The sequence below is a fragment of the Chelativorans sp. AA-79 genome, from assembly GCF_029457495.1.
Taxonomy (GTDB): domain Bacteria; phylum Pseudomonadota; class Alphaproteobacteria; order Rhizobiales; family Rhizobiaceae; genus Chelativorans.
The window spans coordinates 4,474,147-4,492,418 of sequence record NZ_CP120361.1; the positions used below are offsets into that span (position 1 = coordinate 4,474,147).

The following is an 18,272-nucleotide window of genomic DNA, read 5'->3' on the forward strand; positions in this document are numbered from 1 at the left end:
CTTTATTCCCTCTTTCCGACAAGATATCCGAACTGTCCGGCGATCCAGCGCAGGATCATGACGGCAACGAGCAGCATGCCCCAGACCGCCGTCGCCAGATGTTGGTTGGCGCCGAGAAGATTGAGTCCCGAAGACAGAAGCTGCAGCACGACCAGTGCAACGAAGACCGGTATGACGCGGCCGAAGCCGCCGAATGGATTGACGCCGCCGAGAAAGCAGGCAAGCACCGTGATCAGAAGGTAGGACTCGCCATGGCCGATGCGGACAGAGTTGAAGCGGGCCATCATGATGATGCCCGCGACCGCGCACATGATGCCCGAGAGTGTGTAGACGAGCACGAGCACCTTGCGGGTGTTGACGCCCGAATAATGTGCCGCCTCGATGTTCGATCCGATCATATAGGTGTTGAAGCCGAGCTTCGTGCGCGACAGCAAAAGATGCCACAGCCCCACGCACAGGATGAACACGAGCAGCGGAGCCGGTATCCCCAGGATCGAGCCGTGGCCGAGTTGGCGGATGAAGGTGGGAAAGCCGGAAACGTCGCCGCCGCGCGTTAGGAACTCGCCCAGGCCGCGCAGGAAGATCATCATGGAGAGGGACACTAGGATGGGGTGCGCGCGCGTATAGGCGATGACGAGGCCCATCACGATACCGCTCGCCGCGCCCGCCGCAAGCGCCAGAAGCGCACCCAGCGCGAAGGCTGCAGGTCCCGCGTCCACGCCGCCGTTTGCCTGCAGCACCCAGGCGACCACCAGCCCGGCGATATTGGCCGTGAACGTGACGGCCAGGTTGAGCCCGCCTGTCAGGATCGGCAGGAGCATGGCCAGCGTCAGAAGGCCCAGTTCCGGCAACTGAAAGGCGACGGAGCCGAAGGTCGCCCGGGAAAGAAACTGCGGAGAGCTTGTGCCGAAGATCAGCATGACCGCCAGGAAGGCGAGGACCGGACCGGCCATTTCGGGGCCAAGCATCCGGCGGGTACGCGCGACAAGCGTCGTCATGATTGCTTCCTCCCATCCGTGCGGAGGAAGGGGATGAGCTTTTCGATGCTGGAGTTCGAAAGAGTTATGGCGAGAAGAATGATCGCGCCGATGATCATCTGGAAAGCGTAAGGCGAAACGCCCATCAGGTTCAGTCCGTTCTGCACGATCGAGATCAGCAGCACCCCAAGCACGCAGCCGAACACCGAACCCCTTCCGCCGCCAAGCCGCGCACCGCCAAGCACCACTGCGGCCAGCACGTCGAGTTCGCGCCCATAGAGTGCGTTGGGCACCACTTCCTGCGCATAGTGCGCCTGGATGAGACCGGCGATCCCGGCCATCAGCCCTAGCCAGCCGAAGGCGATGAACTGCATGGCGCCGATATTGACGCCGAAGCGGCGCGCACCATCCGGATTGTCGCCGAAGGCGTAAAGCTGCCGACCGATCGTGGTGTGGCGGATCAGGAACCAGGTGGCGGCGACGCAGAGCGCCATGACAAGCACCGGCAGGCGGATTTCGGCCCATGTCCCGTCGGCCATCTCGCGCTCGAAGAGAATGACCCTCTCGGTCCACCAGTCGGGCAGGTCATAGATCGAAACGCCGCGCGTGAAGAACATCAGCAGGCCGAAATAGATGTTGAAGGTGGCGATTGTGACGACGATCGAGATGATCCGGAATTTGTGGATCAGAAAGGCGTTGAACGCACCGAGGAGGATGCCGATGCTGCCGGCGATCAGGATGCCGCTCACCCAGCTCCCGCCGCCGATCTGGGCAAGGATCAACGCAGTCACGTACTGGACGACGGATGCCGCGACGGCAAACGAGATGTCGATGCCGCCGGCGATCAGCACCACCAGCAGACCGACGGCGAATATGATGTTTACGGAACTGATGTTCAGGAGGTCGAAGGCGTTGCCGAGCGTGAAGAAACGGTCGGTCGACGTGGCGAGAAAGAAGCAGATCAGGGCGGTGACCGCCAGCAGCGCCATTTCGGTCGCCTGGGTGTGGAACAACCTACGCATAGACGGCATCCTCGATCTCGGAGAGTGCCACATGCCGCGGATCGTATTCGCCGACAATCCGGCCCTGGGCCATGTGGAGCACGCGGTCGGCGTTAAAATAGACCTCCGGCACCTCGTCCGAGATCAGGATGATTGCGAGTCCCTCTCCGGCCAGGCGCGCGACGATGTCGAAAATCCCCGCGCGCGCGCCGACGTCCACGCCCACGGTGGGCGCGTCGAGGATCAAGAGCTTCGGATCGGTCGCCAGCCACTTGGCGATGGCCACGCGTTGCTGGTTGCCGCCGGAAAGCGTGGAGATCGCATCGTCCTGCCGGCCGATCTTGATGCCGAGATCGGCAATCCATCCAGCGACGAGATCGCGCTTCCTTTCGTTTGAGATCAGCCCGCCTGACATGATCTTGTGCATCGAGGCGATCACCAGATTGTCCGCAATCGACTGCGGCTGGATCAGGCCGAGCGAGAGCCGGTCCTCCGAAAGATAGGCGACGCCGGCGTGGATCGCATCGCGGTTCGAGCCGAAGCGGACGGGCTTGCCGTTTAGGCGGACCGTTCCCCGGTGCGGGCGGCGCATGCCGAAGAGCGTCAGCGCAAGTTCGGTGCGGCCAGCCCCGAGAAGCCCGGTGATCCCGAGTGTCTCTCCCTGACGGACTGCGAACGAGACCTCTTCGAACTCGCCCTTGCGTGTCAGGCCTTCCACCTCCATGACCGCCGGCGCGTGGGCGCGGGTGCGTGCGCGCACGTTGCTGTCGAAGGTCTTCCCCGTCATCAGCTCTGTGATGCGGGACTGCGTCATGCCTTCCGCCGGATACACTCCGACAAGCTTGCCGTCGCGCAATACCGTTATGCGGTTGGAAATCTCGATGACTTCGGCCAATCTGTGGCTGACGAACACAACCGCGATGCCGGATGCCGACAGGTTGCGGACGATCTCCAGCAGATGATCCGTTTCGGACTGCGTGAGCGATGCCGTCGGCTCGTCCATGAAGACGATCTTCGCCTCGCCGACCAGTGCACGGGCGATCGCCACGATCTGGCGCCGGGCGATCGAATATTCACGCAACGGCAGATCCACGTCCAGGCTCACGCCGAGCCGCGCCAGGACGCGTTTCGCAGTCTCGCGCATCGCGGCATGATTGACGCGGCGCGGCCAACCGCCAACTACATTCTGAAAGGCGATGTTTTCCGCGACGGACATTTCCGGAAAAAGGGCAAGATCCTGCCAGATCACCTGAATCCCCGCAGCCTGCGCGGTTACCGGCGACATGCGGCTGTAGGTCTTCCCGTCATAATCGATCTGTGCGCCGGCGGCTGGCTGATATACGCCCGTGATCACCTTGATCAGCGTGCTCTTGCCCGATCCGTTCTCACCCGCAAGGCAGTGAACCTCGCCGGGAAACACCTCGAACGAGACGTCGCGGAGCGCCTTCACGCCGCCAAAGGTGACGTTGATGCTCCTCAACGACAGGAGAGGTCGTTGCGCGTCAGCGGCGCCCAGCGAGGAAGCAATGGCCATGCTCTACCAACTGATCAGATGGGAACCACGCCGGACCGGCAGACGCCGGCCCGACGGAGCGGAGGTGGCGGGATCAGAGGCCCATATCGGCCAGTTCGTCCACCGTGTCCTTGTTGATCGCGACAAGTTGATCGACGATCAGATTGTTCCCGTCGGGCGTGACTGCGCCAAGTCCCTCTATCTCGTCGCCGGCCTTGATCTCCTCACCCTTCATCAGCTTGTCGGCGAGCGTCACGAACACCTCGCCGGCTTGCTTGGGATTCCACATGAATCCGCCGGAAATGGCGTCGGACTTGATAAGCTTGCGCCCCTGGCCTGGAGAGAACGGCCCAAGCACGAAGATCTCGCCGGTCTTGCGGCGCTCCTCGACAGCGCGCCCGGCGCCGATCGGACCCTGGCTGCCGAAGGCGAGGAAGCCTTTCAGATCGGGATTGGCCGAAATCAGATCGAGCGCGGTCGAGCGGCTCTGATCCACGTCCTCGGCAACGCCGTAGCGCTCGCCGACGAGTTCCATCTCCGGGTAGTTTTCCTCGAGATAGGCGATGGCCGCATCGGCCCACGCATTGTGCAGCGGCACTGTCAGCGAGCCGACGAAGACGGCGTATTTGCCCTTGCCGCCGGTCTTCTGTGCCAGAAGCTCGGCATGCGCCTCGCCGAAGCCCTCGGCAGAAGCCAGCTCGAAATTCCAATCCGCGCCCTTCTGGCCCGGCGATTCGTGGGTGATGACGATGATGCCCTGCTCCTGGGCCTTGGTCAGTACCGGCTCCAGCACCGTCGCATCGTTCGGCACCACGCCGATGACCTTCACGCCCTGCGCGATCAGATCCTCGATGGCGCGAACCTGGAGCGCCGGGTCCGCGCTGGTGGGGCCGACCATGAACGCGTCGACCCCGAGTTCCTGGCCGCGCTCCCTGATGCCCGCCTCCATCGCATTGAACCACGGAATTCCGCCGATCTTGACGACGACGCCGACCTTGCCGGCTTCCTGTGCACAGGCGCCGAATGCCGCCGCCATCGAAAGGGATGCTGCGAATGCAGCAACAAGAAGTCTCTTCATCTGTTTCCTCCTCATGGTCCCCGGAGGGATCCGCCGGGCGCGCTCAAGGGCGCATGCCCACTTCTTCCATCGCTGGCGAAGAAAGGATTCCGCCTCCCTGAAAGCTGCCCTGTCTGACCAGCAGCACCACCATTGCACGTTCATCCCTTTGCACAATCGATGGTGCAACGACTATCATTCAGAGTTATGGTCTCGTCAAGCGGAAATGGCTTCCGTTGCGCCGGGTGGCGACTTAATGGCGAAAATTGATCCTGGAAAGGTCACCGGTTCGACCAGAGCAGGAACCGTTCCAAAGGGGAGTTCGGGGGCGATGAAGGACAACGGCAGGAAGAAGGCGACGATCTACGATCTCTCCGTACTGGCGGGCAGTTCGCCTTCCACCGTAAGCGCCGTGTTGAACGGCACCTGGCGCAAGCGACGCATAAGGGAGAGCACGGCCGAGTTCATCCGCCAGCTGGCAGACCAGCACCAATATACGGCAAACCGCCAGGCGCAGGGCCTGAGAAACTCACGATCCGGCCTGGTGGGCCTGATGCTGCCTGTTTACGACAACCGCTATTTCTCTTCCATGGCGCAGACATTCGAAGCGCATGTGAGGAGCAAAGGAGGATGTCCGGTCGTCGTCAGCGCCAGCCGCGATCCGCAGGAGGAGCGCAGAACGGCCGAGACGCTGATCTCCTACTCGGTCGATGAGCTCTTCATCTGCGGCGCAACCGATCCGGACGGTGTGCATGAGGTCTGCGAGCAGGCCGGATTGAGGCATATCAATATCGACTTGCCCGGCAGCCGGGTCCCCTCGGTCATCAGCGACAACTACGCAGGCGGGCGCCTGCTGGCCGAGGCGGTCATCCGGCATTTCTCCCCGGAGCGTCCCTTGAAACCGGGCGATTTCTACCTGTTCGGCGGGCGTGATGACGATGCCAGCCGAGAGCGCGTCAGGGGGTTTCGTGCCGTCAAGCGCGAACTGCTTGGCGGCGATCCGGACGAGTGCATCCAGCCCACGGGCTACTCGCCCAACAATACAAGGGCTGCCTTCGAGGCCTTCTACGAGCGCGAGGGGAGGCTGCCCCGGGCGCTCTTCGTCAACTCGACGATCAATTTCGAGGGCTTCCTTCGTTTCATGGCCGGCCATCCCCACGAAACCTTTTCCGACATCGTGGTCGGCTGCTACGATTACGATCCTTTCGCATCCTTTCTTCCATTTCCCGTCATCATGATCCGACAGGACATCGACGGCATGCTGACCAAGGCGTTCGCACTGATGGAAGAGGCGCATCCGGCACCCGAGATACATCTTGTCCTCCCGGAGCTCGTCGAGCCGCGATCGGCGGTACCCGGACCGCTCGATGCGCTGAAGGACATTGATTGAAAATCGCGATTTTCGCGATAGTACTCGGCTTCCTTCCATCAGACCGCGCCGGGACGAACCAACGCGCTCTTTTCCTCCAACATTCCGATACTCAACCGATCGAAGGGCCGATGAAGACCATCCTGGCATTTGGCGACAGCTTGACCTGGGGTACCGACGCCGCCGCGGAACGGCGGCATGCATTCGCCGATCGCTGGCCCAACGTTCTGGCCGCCGCGCTCGGCGCCGATGTTCAGGTCGTCGCGGAAGGGCTCGGGGGACGGACGACAATCTATGACGATCCCGATTCGGTCGCAGACAAGAACGGGGCGCGTGCACTGCCGATTCTGCTCGGCAGCCACAACCCGCTCGACCTGGTTATCATCATGCTGGGCGCAAACGATCTCAAACCCGCCCTGTGCGGGCGCGCCGAAGGTGCTGCAAAAGGCATCGAACAACTTGTCCGGATAGTAAAGGACTACCCGTACAACTGGGGTGCCCCGGCGCCAGAAGTGCTTGTCGTGGCGCCACCCCATTTCGAGAAAAAGTTCGACGGATCGGGACCAGTCGGAGATCGGCTCATCACCGAGTCTCGCAAGCTCGCGGAGCTTTATCGCAACGTTGCCCGCAAGGCGGCAATCGGCTTTTTCGATGTCGCGCCCTTCGCCAGGGCTTCCGGCGTCGATGGCGTGCATCTCGACGCGGCCAATACACGCGCGGTAGGCGCGGCACTGGCACCGGTCGTACGGGAGCTGCTGAGCCTCGCGCAGAAATAGAGTGCGGCGGCCCTCACCGGCCCAGGAAGACCCGTTCCCGCGCCCCTTCGATGTGGGCGCGCATGGCAGAGCGTGCCCGATCCGCATCGCCGGACTTGATGATCTCCAGCAGCCGTGCGTGCTCGGCCACGGCATTGGTGATGCGTTCCTCGTTCGTCCAGCGCGAGAGCGTACGGGCGATCTTGATGCCGACCATGATGGCCTTGGTCGCGGACTCGATGGTGGCGATGTAATACGAGTTTTCCGTCGCCCGGGCGACGGCGAGATGGAAGTTGATATCTTCTTCCCCGCCGAAGGCATCGGCTTCGGACATGGCCTCCTGCATTCGCTTATGGGCCAGTTCGATATCGGCGATCCGTTCGGCTGAATGGCGTAGGGCGGCCAGATAGGCGGCCTCACCCTCGACTCCCACACGGAACTCATAGCAGCGCTGAAGATCGGCGATGCTGCCCGGTTCGGCGAATTCGAGGACCGAGCGGTTGGGCATGTTGATGACGCGCGTACCCGCGCCCTGACGCGACTCGATAATTCCGTCGATGCGCAGCCTCAGGAGAGCCTCGCGCACGACTGGTCGGGACACGCCGTAAGCCGTCGCCAGCTCCACTTCGGTCGGCAGCCGTGTTCCCAGCGGCCACTCGCCAAGGGTGATGTTCTGATAAATCTTTTCATACACACGATCGCTCAGAGAGCCCGACATGCCGGATTTGACGGGCGAGGACAGCTCGTCGCTGCTCATGATCGGGCTCCTTCTCCGCATCGCATCTTTTGCATGTAGGGGAATTCTCCCGCCGGCTCAATCTTCGTTGTCATACAAATCCGGCATCACACCCGCATCGGCTTTTTGCATATTCCAAGCTGAAAAAGGCACAAATCGCGCTTTATTCCCGCGTTTCCACGCCGCTTGCACAACGCGCGGTCTATCATTGACATACCAACTTCACATAAGTAATACCAATTGTGCTTGCAAAGTGAGTTTGTAACATGAATACGGCCATCGATCGGAATCAGAGTGTGTAGATCGGCGATTCGATTGTGGAGCCATGAGATGAGAGCGAAATGAACGACACCTATTCCAACGGAAAAGACGTTATCCGGATCACCGATGTGAAACTGACGACGGTGCAGACGCGACGCCGCACCGGCGCCATCAGTTCCCATATCGTTCTTCAGCTCTCGACGGATGCCGGGATCTCCGGCGTCGGCGAAATCTCCGATCTCGATTGCTATCGCATGTACATGCCCGATCCCGCCGCGGTGAAGATGGGAATCGAAAAGGTCGCGCTCGGGCAGAATGCATTCGAAATCGCCGCCCTCCATGAGCGGCTGCTGGCCTACATGCCTTCCTATTTCCGCTACGCGAACACCTATCCGCCCTTTACGCCGGCCTCCCAGATCGCCGCCGGCGTCGAGATGGCGTTCTACGATATCGTCGGCAAGGCGCTCGGCACGCCGGTCTACAATCTCCTGGGCGGCCGTCAGCGCGATCGCTTCGAGATCACCTATCCCGTGTTCCAGGCCAAGAAGAAAAGCGATACCGAACGCTATCTCGGCTACATGGATGCGCTCGTGGCCGAAGGGGTGACCCGGTTCCGCTACTATGTGGGCGTCAATTTCGAACAGGACGAGGATTTCCTCATCGCGTTCCGTGACAGGTTCGGCGACAAGGTCCAGCTCAAGGCGCTCGATTTCCAGGGTCACCACCACTGGAAGGATGTGCTGCGCATTTACGATCGGTTCCGCCAATACGGTTTCGAGCTTCTGGAAAGCCCGAGCTGGCGCGAGGACTACGAGGGCATGGCCGAATTGCGCAAGCAGGTCGATGTCGACATTTCCGAGCACATCTCTAGCCTCGCTCAGGCCATGCGCATGATCCGGGCCGACGCGGTCGACGTCTTCAATATCACCATCCAGTCCGGTGGCATCTATCAGGCCAAGAAGCTCTTCGACCTGGCCGAGGCCGCGGGGCTCAAATCACTCATCAGCACGACCCAGGAGATGAGCATCGGCACCGCCGCCAACGCGCATCTGGGCGCCGTCGTCCCGCAACTGCACTATGCGGGCGATCCTGTGGGGCCGCTGCTTTACATCGACGACGTCGTCACCGAGAAGCTGCGCTACGACGGCACGCAGCTGATTGTGCCGCAGGGCCCGGGTCTCGGTTTCGAGATCGACGAGGACAAGCTCTCCGCGCTCGAGGCAGGCCTGGTCGAGTGGGACCGCCCGGCCCACGGCGCGAACTACGTCTCGGACTAATCCCCGGGGGAGAAGGACAAATGGACCGAGGTCTCGGCGCACTCAAGAAATTCAATGTCATCGATACGCTGGAAGGACACCCTCCGCGCACAAACTTCAATGTCTTCCGCCTGGACGGCCGATACAATCTGCGCATCGCGCGGGTCGAGGGGCGGTTTCCCTGGCACCGGCATGTCAATGGAGACGAGGGTTGGCTGGTGCTCAAAGGCCGATTGAAGATCGACGTCAAGGACGGTCCCTCCCTGGACCTCAAGCCGTTCGAGGGCACCATGATCCCCATGGGTATGGTGCATTCTCCGATCGCCCTGGAGGACGACACGGTCGTGGCCGTCTTCAATGTCGATAACTTTCAGCACGAATATGTCGAGGAAACGCCGGACCTCGGCGCCTTCGGCGAACACGACGTCGAATGATCGCACCACGGGAGAGATCGCCGTGCGTGCCGAAATCCGCTCTCGGATAACAAGGAGGAGATCAAAATGACCCGATTCTGGAAAGCTGGACTGCTCGCAGCCGGCCTGTTGATGCCCGGCACCGCCTTGGCGCAGGTCGATTATCCCGTCGACACCGTGCGCGTATTCGTGCCCGCAAACCCGGGCGGAGGCACCGACGCCGGCGCCCGGCTTTTCGCCGAGTTCTTCCAGAAGCACTCGGACGCCTCGATAGCCATCGTCAACCAGCCTGCGGGTGGTGGGGTCGTCGCGGCCCAGTCGGTTGCGGAGGGCGCAAGCGATGGAAGCGTGCTGTTCTTCTTTCACGCCGCCCTCCACACGGCCAATCTCTTCGGCCAGTCGCCATTCTCCTGGGAATCGTTCACTCCGCTGGCGACGACCTCCGAGATCAACGAGGTCTATGCCGTGCGTGAGGACGCGCCGTTCGACACGGTCGATGAATTGATCGCCTATGCGAAGGAGCATCCGGGCGAGCTCAATATCGGCTCGCAGTTGGGCGGGACGACGCAGGTCAAGGGTGAAGCACTCAACCAGGCTGCCGGCGGCAAGATGCGGATCGTCGATGCGGGGACCGAGTCCGACCGCATCACCGCCCTACTCGGCGGTCAGGTGGACGTCATCTCCATGAGTGTCGCGAACGCCAAGCAATATGCCGAAGACGGGCAGATGGTCGTCCTCGCGCTGATGAACGAAAACCCGGATCCGGCCGCCCCGGAATTCCCGACCACCGTTTCCCAGGGTATCGACTTCTCGCTCCCGCTGGTGATGACGGTTTACGGGCCCGGCGAGGTCGATCAGGCCGTGGTCGATGCCTTCGACCAGATCGTCGCCGAGATCGAGGCCGATCCCGAATTTGCCGAGGCGCTGGCGAAGCAAAGCCAGGCTCCAGCTCTGCGCGGACCCGAGGCGGCGGCCGAATTCCTTGCCCGCGAGTACAAGACGATTGCCGGCCTTCTCGGCAAGTGATCGTATAGACATGGTGTGCGGGGCCCATTCGGGTCCCGCATCGCTTTTCCCCTTGGGAGGACACTGTCGTGACGGCGGATCGGGTTTGCGGCCTCATCTTCTGCATTCTGGGCGTCCTGATCGTTCTGGGCAGCCGGACGATCGTTTCGAATTTCCCCGGAACGGGCGATCCCGGACCCCAGCTGGTTCCACTTATCCTGGGCGGCGCCATGACCCTCCTGGGGGCGCTCCTGGCACTGCGCAGACCTCCGGCGCTGAGCCCCGAAACAAGCCGGGCGGTCAGCCAGGCCAAGTCGGATGGCAACTTGGGTACGCCCAATGAGATCGTCGCGCCGCCGGCGGTCTGGCGCCGGATCGCGCTCGGCGTCCTGCTGGTCGGTTACGTGGCGACCTTCAACCACCTGGGCTTCTCGCTTGCATCCTTCCTGTTTCTGGCCGGCTCGATCCTGCTTTTAGGCACGTTCGCGATTGCCGAGATCGTCAGAAAGCTCGCCGTCGCCGCCCTCGTCGTCGTCCTGTTGGGCTACGCGCTCAACGGCCTTCTGGGGCTCTCCGTACCCGGCGTCTGGTGGAGTTGAGGCCGCCCATGGTTGATTTGTTCTTCGCCGCCGTCGTTCATCTATTCGAGCCGCACATCCTCGTTCTCGTGATGCTCGGCGTTGCCATAGGCCTCATCTTCGGCGCGTTGCCGGGCCTGAGCGCGACCATGGCGCTCGCCCTTCTGCTGCCCGTGACCTTCGCCATGCAGCCCGACGCGGGCATCGCCATGCTGGTTGCAACCTATATCGGCGGTGTCTCGGGCGGGCTCGTCGCCGCCACGCTCCTGAGGATTCCGGGAACGCCTTCTTCCATCGCCACCACGTTCGACGGCTATCCGCTTGCGCGCAAGGGCCAGGCCATCAAGGCGCTTGCCACCGGCATGGTGGCGAGCGCCGTCGGCGGCCTGCTGGGGCTTGCCGTCCTCGTCGGATTTGCGCCTGTCGTCGCCCGTTTCGCGATCCGGTTCGGAGCAGCCGAATACACGGCGCTGACGATCGCGGCCCTCGTTCTCGTCGTGGTGCTGTCGGAGTCCAACCTCCTGAAGGGACTGCTCGCCGCACTTCTGGGGCTTTCGCTTTCGACGGTCGGCTTTGCACCCATCGGTGCGGCCCAACGCTTCAGCTTCGGCAATATCGATCTGCTCGCGGGTATCGGCATTATTCCCTTCATGGTCGGCCTGTTCGCCATTGCCCAGATCATTCGCGAGATCACCGAGCCGGGCACCCGCGTGAAAGGTAAGCTCGACCTCGAGGGCGCAGGTGTCCGTCTTGGAGAGTTCCTCGCCAACGGCATCAACATGGTGCGCTCTGCCGCCATCGGCATCGCCATAGGCGTGCTGCCCGGCATTGGCGGCTCCGCATCGAACCTGGTGGCCTACGGCGCAGCGCGGTCTGCTTCTCGCAAGCCCGAGGAATTCGGCAAGGGTTCGCTTGAAGGTATCTATGCCGCCGAAACCGCCAACAACGCCTCGGTGGGCGGTGCGCTTCTGCCGCTTCTCACGCTGGGCATCCCGGGAGACGGCGTGACGGCGATCCTGATTGGCGGCTTCACCATCCACGGGCTCCAGCCGGGCCCGCTTCTCTTCCGCAACGAGCCCGAGCTGATCGCGACGATCTACGCGGCGTTCCTGCTCGCGACGCTGGCGCTTCTCCTCGTGCAACTGCTGACCATCAGGATGTTTCCCCGCGTTCTCCTCATTCCCAGGCACTACCTCGTTCCGGTGCTCACGCTGCTGATGGTGGTCGGGGTCTATGTCGGCGAGTATCGCATCTTCGACGTCTGGCTGATGCTCGGCTTCGGCGTCGTCGGCTACCTTCTGGAACGCTACGGCTTCCCGCTCGGGCCCATGGTGCTCGGCTTCGTCCTGGGCACCATTTTCGAGACCAATATGCGACGGGCGCTGATGTTCGCCAATGGCGACTGGTCGATATTCGTGACTCGGCCGATCTCCGCCACACTCCTTCTGATGGCCGCTGTCTTGCTCTGCTTTTCAGTCTGGAATCTTCTGAAGGCCCGCTCAAGGCGGCAGACGGTAAGCTAGCCGATGTCCAACCACATCATCGTGAACAAAGGCCTCTCCTCATGACCAGCCATCGTTTAGCACCCCGGGATCTGCGCAGCGCCCGCTGGTTCGCACCGGACGACCTGCGCAGCTTCGGGCACCGCTCGCGCATGATGCAGATGGGCCTCGACCCGCAGGACTGGGAAGGACGTCCGATCATCGGCATTCTCAATACCTGGTCCGAGTTCAATCCCTGTCACCTGCACTTCCGGGACCGGGCGGAAGACGTCAAACGCGGCATCGCCCAGGCCGGCGGGCTGGGGATCGAAATCCCCACGATCTCCGTCGACGAGAGTTTCACCAAGCCCACCTCGATGCTCTACCGCAACCTCATTGCGATCGAGGCGGAAGAGACCATTCGCTCCCACCCGCTCGATGGCGTGGTGCTGATGGGCGGATGCGACAAGTCCACGCCCGGCCTCGTCATGGGTGCGATCAGCGCCGGCATTCCTTTCATCTTCCTTCCGGCGGGGCCGATGCTGAGAGGCAATTATGCCGGAAAGGTGCTCGGTTCCGGTTCAGATGCATGGAAATACTGGGACGAGCGCCGCGCAGGCAACATTTCGGATCAGGAGTGGCTGGGCATCGAAGGCGGCATCGCGCGCTCATATGGCCACTGCATGACCATGGGCACCGCTTCCACCATGACGGCGATTGCCGAGGCGCTCGGGCTGTGCCTGCCCGGCGCCTCCTCCATCCCCGCGCCCGATTCCGGACACAAGCGCATGAGCGCGCAATGCGGACGGCGGATCGTCGATATGGTGTGGGAAGACCTGCGCCCGCACGCGCTCGTAACACCGGCTTCGGTGCGCAATGCCGTAACGGTCGCCATGGCCATGGGCTGCTCGACCAATGCCGTTGTGCATCTTCTGGCCATGGCCCGCCGGGCCGGCGTGCCGCTCACGCTCGAGGATTTCGACGCGCTCGGCCGCACCACGCCGGTCATCGCCAATGTGCGGCCTTCGGGCAGCGCGTATCTGATGGAAGACTTCTTTTATGCCGGTGGGCTACGTGGGCTGATGAAGCAGCTCGGCGAGCGGCTCGACCACAACGTGCTGATCTGCACCGGCGTCACGCTTGGCAAAACCCTCGAAGGTGCCGAGGTCTATAACGAGGACGTCATCCGCCCTCTTTCCAATCCCGTCTACCATGAAGGCTCGCTCGCGGTGCTGCGTGGCAATCTCTGCCCCGACGGTGCGGTCATCAAACCGGCTGCTTGCGATCCGCGATTCCACGTGCACGAGGGGCCGGCCCTCGTCTTCGATTCCTATCCGGAGATGAAAGCCGCCGTCGACGACGAGGATCTAGACGTGACGCCGGACCATGTGCTCGTGTTGCGCAATGCCGGCCCCCAGGGCGGGCCGGGTTTTCCCGAATGGGGCATGCTGCCGATCCCCAAAGCCCTTATCAAACAAGGCTACCGGGACATGCTGCGGATTTCCGACGCGCGCATGTCCGGCACCTCCTATGGCGCCTGTATCCTGCACATGGCTCCCGAATCCTTTGTCGGCGGGCCGCTGGCGCTTCTGCGCACGGGCGACATCGTCCGGCTGGACCTGGCCAAGCGGCGGCTCGACATGCTTGTCGCCGACGACGAACTCGCGGCGCGGCGCGCCGCCTGGACCCGTCCTGAACCACGCTTCCACCGTGGCTACGGCCACATGTTCAAGGAACACGTCACGCAGGCCAACGAAGGGTGCGATTTCGACTATCTCACCGCCCGCTTCGGGCCTTCAGCGGACGAACCCGCGATTTACTGAGCCGCCCGTCGCGGCTTGTCCCAGAAAACCGTCGAGGAGTTGACCATGTCAAAAGCCTTTCGCGATGCGCTCACCGGCATCTCGGGCATTCTTGTAACCCCTTACGATGAGAATGGAGAGGTTGCCCCCGCCAGGCTTGCACCCATCGTCGACAAGGTCGTCGGCGCGGGCGTCCACATGCCGGTCGTCAATGGCAATACGGGCGAATTCTACGCCCTCACGATCGACGAGGCGTGCATCATGGCCAAGGCGGTCGTGGAGCTCGTCGATGGCCGCGCGCCCGTCCTGGGCGGTGTCGGCCGCGGGGTTCGCGATGCCTGCCGGCTTGCCGGCGAGTCGGTCAAGGCCGGCGTCTCGGGCCTCATGATCCACCAGCCGCCCGACCCCTTTGCCGCCCCGCGAGGGATCGTCGACTACGTCAAGGCCGTCGCGGATGTGGCCGAGGACACGCCCATTGTCCTTTATCTGCGCAACGATGCCATCGGCACGGCGACGATTGCCGAACTGTGCGCGATCGAGACGGTCGCGGGCGTTAAATGGGCAACGCCCAATCCGTTGAAACTGGCCGAGGCGATCGAGGCTTCGCGGCCCGGCGTGGTATGGGTCGGCGGCCTCGCCGAGGTCTGGGCCCCGGTCTTCTACGCGGTCGGCGCGCGCGGGTTTACCTCGGGGCTGATCAACATATGGCCTGAACGTTCGGTGGCGATCCACAACGCGCTCGAAGCCGGCGACTACACTCGGGCCCGTGAGCTGATCGGCGAGATGAAACCCTTCGAGGCGATCCGCGCCGAAGAGCTCAACGGCACCAATGTGACCGGCGTCAAGGCAGCGCTGCGGGCACTCGGGCACGACTGCGGCGCCACCCGCCCGCCTTCGGCCTGGCCCCTCAGCGCCTCCCAGGAAGAACGGCTTCGGGCCTTCATGAGGGCCAGCAATCTCTTGTGAGTTCCACAGGCATTCGGCGATCTACACGATCGCCGGCTGCGGAGGGGCCATCGAGAACATCTCGATCACCTCGGCATAGTCGCGATAACCGCAGCGGGCGATCGTTCGGGCGGCGGCAGCGTCGAACAAACCGCTTCGAAGATACCGGTCGTCGATATGGACGCCCACCACCTGCCCGATCGTGAACCATCGTCCGGTGGGGCGGCCTGCGAGATCCAGCAGGTCGATCGATTGGGTGATCTTGCACTCCAGGGCGGCCGGGCTTTCGCCCACGCGCGGCGGCTTGACGAGGCGGGACGGCACGGGCGTGAGGCCGCTCATTTCGAATTCGCTGTGACCATGCGGCACGCGCGCGGAGGTGAGGTTCATCGCCTCGGCAAGCGGCCGCGTCGCCAGGTTGACGACGAACTCGCCGGTGGCGCGCACGTTGGTCACGCTGTCCTTTACGCCCTCGCTGGAGAAGCCCACCATGGGCGGGTTGCCGGCGAGCGCGTTGAAGAAGCTGTACGGCGCAAGGTTCAGCCTCCCGTCAGCATCGATCGAGGAGATCCAGCCGATCGGACGGGGTGCCACGATCGCCTTGAATGGATCATGCGGCAGGCCGTGCCCGTCCTTCGGTTCATAAAACATGCTTTTTCCTTTCCACAAGCACTCTCAAAAGGCTTCGCCTCACCTGATCTCGCCGGCGAAGAACGCGCCGATCGCCTCATCAAGCATCTCCGCCATCGCTGCACGCGTCTCCCGTGTCACGGCGGCATAGTGCGGCTGGAGGACAACGTTGTCGAATGCGAAGAAAGCGGGATCGATGTCCGGCTCGGATTCAAACACGTCGAGGCCCGCACCGGCAATCGCGCCTCGCGCAAGCGCCTCTATAAGCGCCTTCTCGTCCACCACGCTGCCGCGCGAAACGTTGATCAGGATGCCGTCCGGCCCGAGAGCCCGCAGCACGGCGGCATTGACGAGATGGTGCGTCGCCTTGCCTCCCGGGCAGCTTAGAACCAGAAAGTCGACGGTGCGGGCGAGACCTTCGGCCGCGGGGTCGTAGGGATACGGGACCTCAGGTTTCGGGCGCGGGCCGGAATAGCGCACCTTCATGCCGATTCCCGTGGCGCGCCGCGCGATCGCGGCGCCGATCTTGCCCAAGCCGACGATGCCCATCGTTCGCGAATGGACGCGGCGCGAGGGCGTCATCCGCTCCGCGCCCCAGCGACCGGCGCGCATGAAGCGATCTGCCTCAGCGATCCGGCGCGCCGTAGCGTAGACAAGCGCGACAGCGAAATCGGCTGTGTCTTCCGTCACGATGTCGGGCGTGTTTCGTATCGAGATCCCCCTGCGGGCCGCCGCCTCGAGGTCGATAGACTCCAGCCCGGTTCCATTGCAGGCGATGAGCTCCAGGTCCGGAAGCCCGTCCATCAGCGCCGCGTCGGCGCCGGCGACACTGGTCGTCACGGCGACCCGAAAACCCGGCAGGCGCCGCGCCGGTGAGGGCCTGTCGCGCACGAGATCGAAGCGGAGAGACAACCGCGCCTCGAGTTCGGGCGGTATGGGGGCGACGAGGAGGAGTTTGGGTCTAGCCACCATGCGACGCCTCCTCCGCCTGCAGGATGCGGCGCTGGCGTGCCTCGCGGAAAACGCTGCGGATGGACAGGATGAGCATGAGCGCCGTGATCGCCAGAAGCGTGGCGCTGATCGGGCGCTCCCAGAAGATGGCGAAATCTCCCCGCGACATCAGGAGTGCGCGTTTCAGATGCTCCTCCATCATCGGCCCGAGGATGAAGCCGAGCAGAAGGGGTGCCGGCGGATAACCGAATTTCTGCATCGCATAGCCGATCACGCCGAAGATGATGACGACATAAATATCGAACACCTCGTTCGAGACGGAATAGACGCCAATGCAGATAAAGAACAGCATTACCGGGTAGAGGATGTTGTAGGGAATCGAAAGGAGCCGCACCCAAAGACCGATCAGCGGAATGTTGAGCACGAGGAGCAGAATGTTGCCGATCCAGAAGCTCGCCACAAGGCCCCAGAACATGACCGGCTGCTCCACGAGAAAGCGCGGCCCCGGCGTTATGCCGTGGATCATCATCGCACCGAGCAGGAAGGCCATCAGCGCGTCGCCGGGGATGCCGAGGCTCAAGGTCGGGATGAAAGCCGATTGCACGGCGGAATTGTTGGCGGCCTCGGGCGCTGCGATGCCCTCGATCGCCCCCCGGCCGAAGCGGGAAGGATCCTTGGCCACGCGTTTCTCCACCGCATAGGCCAGAAAGGTGGCGATCGTGGCGCCTGAGCCGGGAAGCGCCCCGATGCCTGAACCGATCATCGTGCCGCGCAGGGTGGGCCAGATGACGGCCCGCGCCTCGTTGCGGCTGGGAAGCATCGAGGAGAAGGTGATGGTCTTCGGGTCCACATGCACATTGTGCCGGCTGCCGACACTCGCCAGGACCTCGGCGACGCCGAACAGGCCCATGGCGATCGCGACGAGGCTCAGCCCGTCTGAGAGTTCCAACAGCCCGAAGGTGAAACGCAGCGCTCCGGTATTGATGTCGATGCCTATGGTCCCGAGCGCCAGCCCGACCACCACCATGGCCAGCCCCTTGAGCGGCGAACCACGCGAGATGGTGGAGGCGACGATCAAGCCGAGCAGCATGATCATGAAATACTCGGCGGAGGAGAAGCGCAGCGCGAATCGTGCGATGAGCGGGGTGAAGAGCATCATCAGCACGATGGCGATCGAGCCGCCGACAAAGGATGTGATGGTGGTCACGAGCAGGGCGACTCCCGCCCTGCCCTGCTTGGCCATGGGATAACCGTCGATACACGTGACGGCCGCCGTCACCGTGCCCGGCACATTGAGCAGAATGGAAGCCGTGGAGCTTCCGTATTGAGCGCCGTAGAAGATGCCGGCGAGCATGATCAGCGCCACGGTTGGGTCGAGATAGAAGGTGATGGGCAGGCACAGCGCCACGGCCGCCATCGCCCCCACCCCCGGCAGCACGCCGACGAAGGTGCCGATCGTGACTCCGAGAAAGCAGAAGGCGAGGGCGTCGAGCGAGAGGGCCCGCTCAAAGCCGAGCGCGATGTTGGAGAACAGATCCATCG

The 18,272-nt window shown here is 63.1% G+C and carries 17 protein-coding genes; 9 read left to right on the plus strand and 8 right to left on the minus strand.

Going from position 1 to position 18,272, the window contains the following annotated elements; genetic code table 11:
* Positions 1 to 2: 2 nt before the first annotated feature.
* The 4 genes from PVE73_RS21900 to PVE73_RS21915 all read right to left on the minus strand — a co-directional run bounded on the left by PVE73_RS21900 (position 3) and on the right by PVE73_RS21915 (position 4,569).
* A complete protein-coding gene (locus PVE73_RS21900) occupies positions 3 to 998 on the minus strand; it encodes an ABC transporter permease (protein ID WP_277364273.1) in 996 nt (331 codons plus the stop codon).
* Positions 995 to 1,999, minus strand: a complete 1,005-nt coding sequence (locus tag PVE73_RS21905) for an ABC transporter permease (protein WP_277364274.1) — start codon at positions 1,997 to 1,999, stop codon at positions 995 to 997. The genes PVE73_RS21900 and PVE73_RS21905 overlap by 4 nt, the downstream gene beginning before the upstream one ends.
* Complete coding sequence (locus tag PVE73_RS21910; protein WP_277364275.1) at positions 1,992 to 3,512, minus strand: sugar ABC transporter ATP-binding protein; 1,521 nt, start codon at positions 3,510 to 3,512, stop codon at positions 1,992 to 1,994. Before PVE73_RS21910 ends, PVE73_RS21905 begins: the two co-directional genes overlap by 8 nt.
* Positions 3,513 to 3,585: 73 nt before the next feature.
* Entirely contained in the window at positions 3,586 to 4,569 is a 984-nt protein-coding gene (locus tag PVE73_RS21915; RefSeq protein ID WP_277364276.1) for an autoinducer 2 ABC transporter substrate-binding protein, read from the minus strand.
* A gap of 310 nt (positions 4,570 to 4,879) precedes the next feature.
* Between PVE73_RS21915 and PVE73_RS21920 the strand changes: the two genes are divergently transcribed.
* On the plus strand, positions 4,880 to 5,938 hold the full coding sequence (locus PVE73_RS21920) for a LacI family DNA-binding transcriptional regulator (RefSeq protein ID WP_277364277.1): 1,059 nt from the start codon (positions 4,880 to 4,882) through the stop codon (positions 5,936 to 5,938).
* Positions 5,939 to 6,048: 110 nt separating this feature from the next.
* Positions 6,049 to 6,693 carry an SGNH/GDSL hydrolase family protein gene (locus PVE73_RS21925; protein ID WP_277364278.1) on the plus strand — a complete coding sequence of 215 codons (645 nt, stop codon included), beginning with the start codon at positions 6,049 to 6,051 and terminating at the stop codon, positions 6,691 to 6,693.
* Between the two features lie 13 nt (positions 6,694 to 6,706).
* Here the strand turns inward: PVE73_RS21925 and PVE73_RS21930 are convergent, their stop codons facing one another.
* Positions 6,707 to 7,429, minus strand: a complete 723-nt coding sequence (locus PVE73_RS21930) for a FadR/GntR family transcriptional regulator (protein WP_277364279.1) — start codon at positions 7,427 to 7,429, stop codon at positions 6,707 to 6,709.
* 320 nt (positions 7,430 to 7,749) lie between these two features.
* Here PVE73_RS21930 and PVE73_RS21935 point away from each other — a divergent pair, with 320 nt between their 5' ends.
* The 7 genes from PVE73_RS21935 (at position 7,750) to PVE73_RS21965 (ending at position 15,170) form a co-directional block, all read left to right on the plus strand.
* On the plus strand, positions 7,750 to 8,946 hold the full coding sequence (locus tag PVE73_RS21935) for an enolase C-terminal domain-like protein (protein WP_277364280.1): 1,197 nt from the start codon (positions 7,750 to 7,752) through the stop codon (positions 8,944 to 8,946).
* 20 nt (positions 8,947 to 8,966) lie between these two features.
* A complete protein-coding gene (locus PVE73_RS21940) occupies positions 8,967 to 9,359 on the plus strand; it encodes a cupin domain-containing protein (protein ID WP_277364281.1) in 393 nt (130 codons plus the stop codon).
* A 66-nt stretch (positions 9,360 to 9,425) separates the two neighbouring features.
* Positions 9,426 to 10,364: a tripartite tricarboxylate transporter substrate binding protein gene (locus PVE73_RS21945; RefSeq protein WP_277364282.1), complete on the plus strand. Its 939-nt coding sequence runs from the start codon at positions 9,426 to 9,428 to the stop codon at positions 10,362 to 10,364.
* A 68-nt stretch (positions 10,365 to 10,432) separates the two neighbouring features.
* Positions 10,433 to 10,942 (plus strand): tripartite tricarboxylate transporter TctB family protein, encoded by a 510-nt coding sequence (locus PVE73_RS21950; protein ID WP_277364283.1) that lies wholly within the window; start codon positions 10,433 to 10,435, stop codon positions 10,940 to 10,942.
* Between the two features lie 8 nt (positions 10,943 to 10,950).
* Positions 10,951 to 12,444 carry a tripartite tricarboxylate transporter permease gene (locus tag PVE73_RS21955; protein WP_277364284.1) on the plus strand — a complete coding sequence of 498 codons (1,494 nt, stop codon included), beginning with the start codon at positions 10,951 to 10,953 and terminating at the stop codon, positions 12,442 to 12,444.
* Between the two features lie 41 nt (positions 12,445 to 12,485).
* Complete coding sequence (gene araD / locus PVE73_RS21960) at positions 12,486 to 14,225, plus strand: L-arabinonate dehydratase (protein ID WP_277364285.1); 1,740 nt, start codon at positions 12,486 to 12,488, stop codon at positions 14,223 to 14,225.
* 45 nt (positions 14,226 to 14,270) lie between these two features.
* A complete protein-coding gene (locus PVE73_RS21965; RefSeq protein WP_277364286.1) occupies positions 14,271 to 15,170 on the plus strand; it encodes a dihydrodipicolinate synthase family protein in 900 nt (299 codons plus the stop codon).
* 21 nt (positions 15,171 to 15,191) lie between these two features.
* On the opposite strand, the gene PVE73_RS21970 is transcribed toward PVE73_RS21965, so the two are convergent.
* Genes PVE73_RS21970 through PVE73_RS21980 form a run of 3 tightly spaced genes read right to left on the minus strand, consistent with a single transcriptional unit; the run spans position 15,192 to position 18,270 of the window.
* Positions 15,192 to 15,800, minus strand: a complete 609-nt coding sequence (locus PVE73_RS21970; protein ID WP_277364287.1) for a flavin reductase family protein — start codon at positions 15,798 to 15,800, stop codon at positions 15,192 to 15,194.
* 39 nt (positions 15,801 to 15,839) lie between these two features.
* Positions 15,840 to 16,751 (minus strand): 2-hydroxyacid dehydrogenase, encoded by a 912-nt coding sequence (locus PVE73_RS21975; RefSeq protein WP_277364288.1) that lies wholly within the window; start codon positions 16,749 to 16,751, stop codon positions 15,840 to 15,842.
* Positions 16,741 to 18,270, minus strand: a complete 1,530-nt coding sequence (locus PVE73_RS21980; protein WP_277364289.1) for a tripartite tricarboxylate transporter permease — start codon at positions 18,268 to 18,270, stop codon at positions 16,741 to 16,743. Before PVE73_RS21980 ends, PVE73_RS21975 begins: the two co-directional genes overlap by 11 nt.
* Between the last annotated feature and the right edge of the window lie 2 nt (positions 18,271 to 18,272).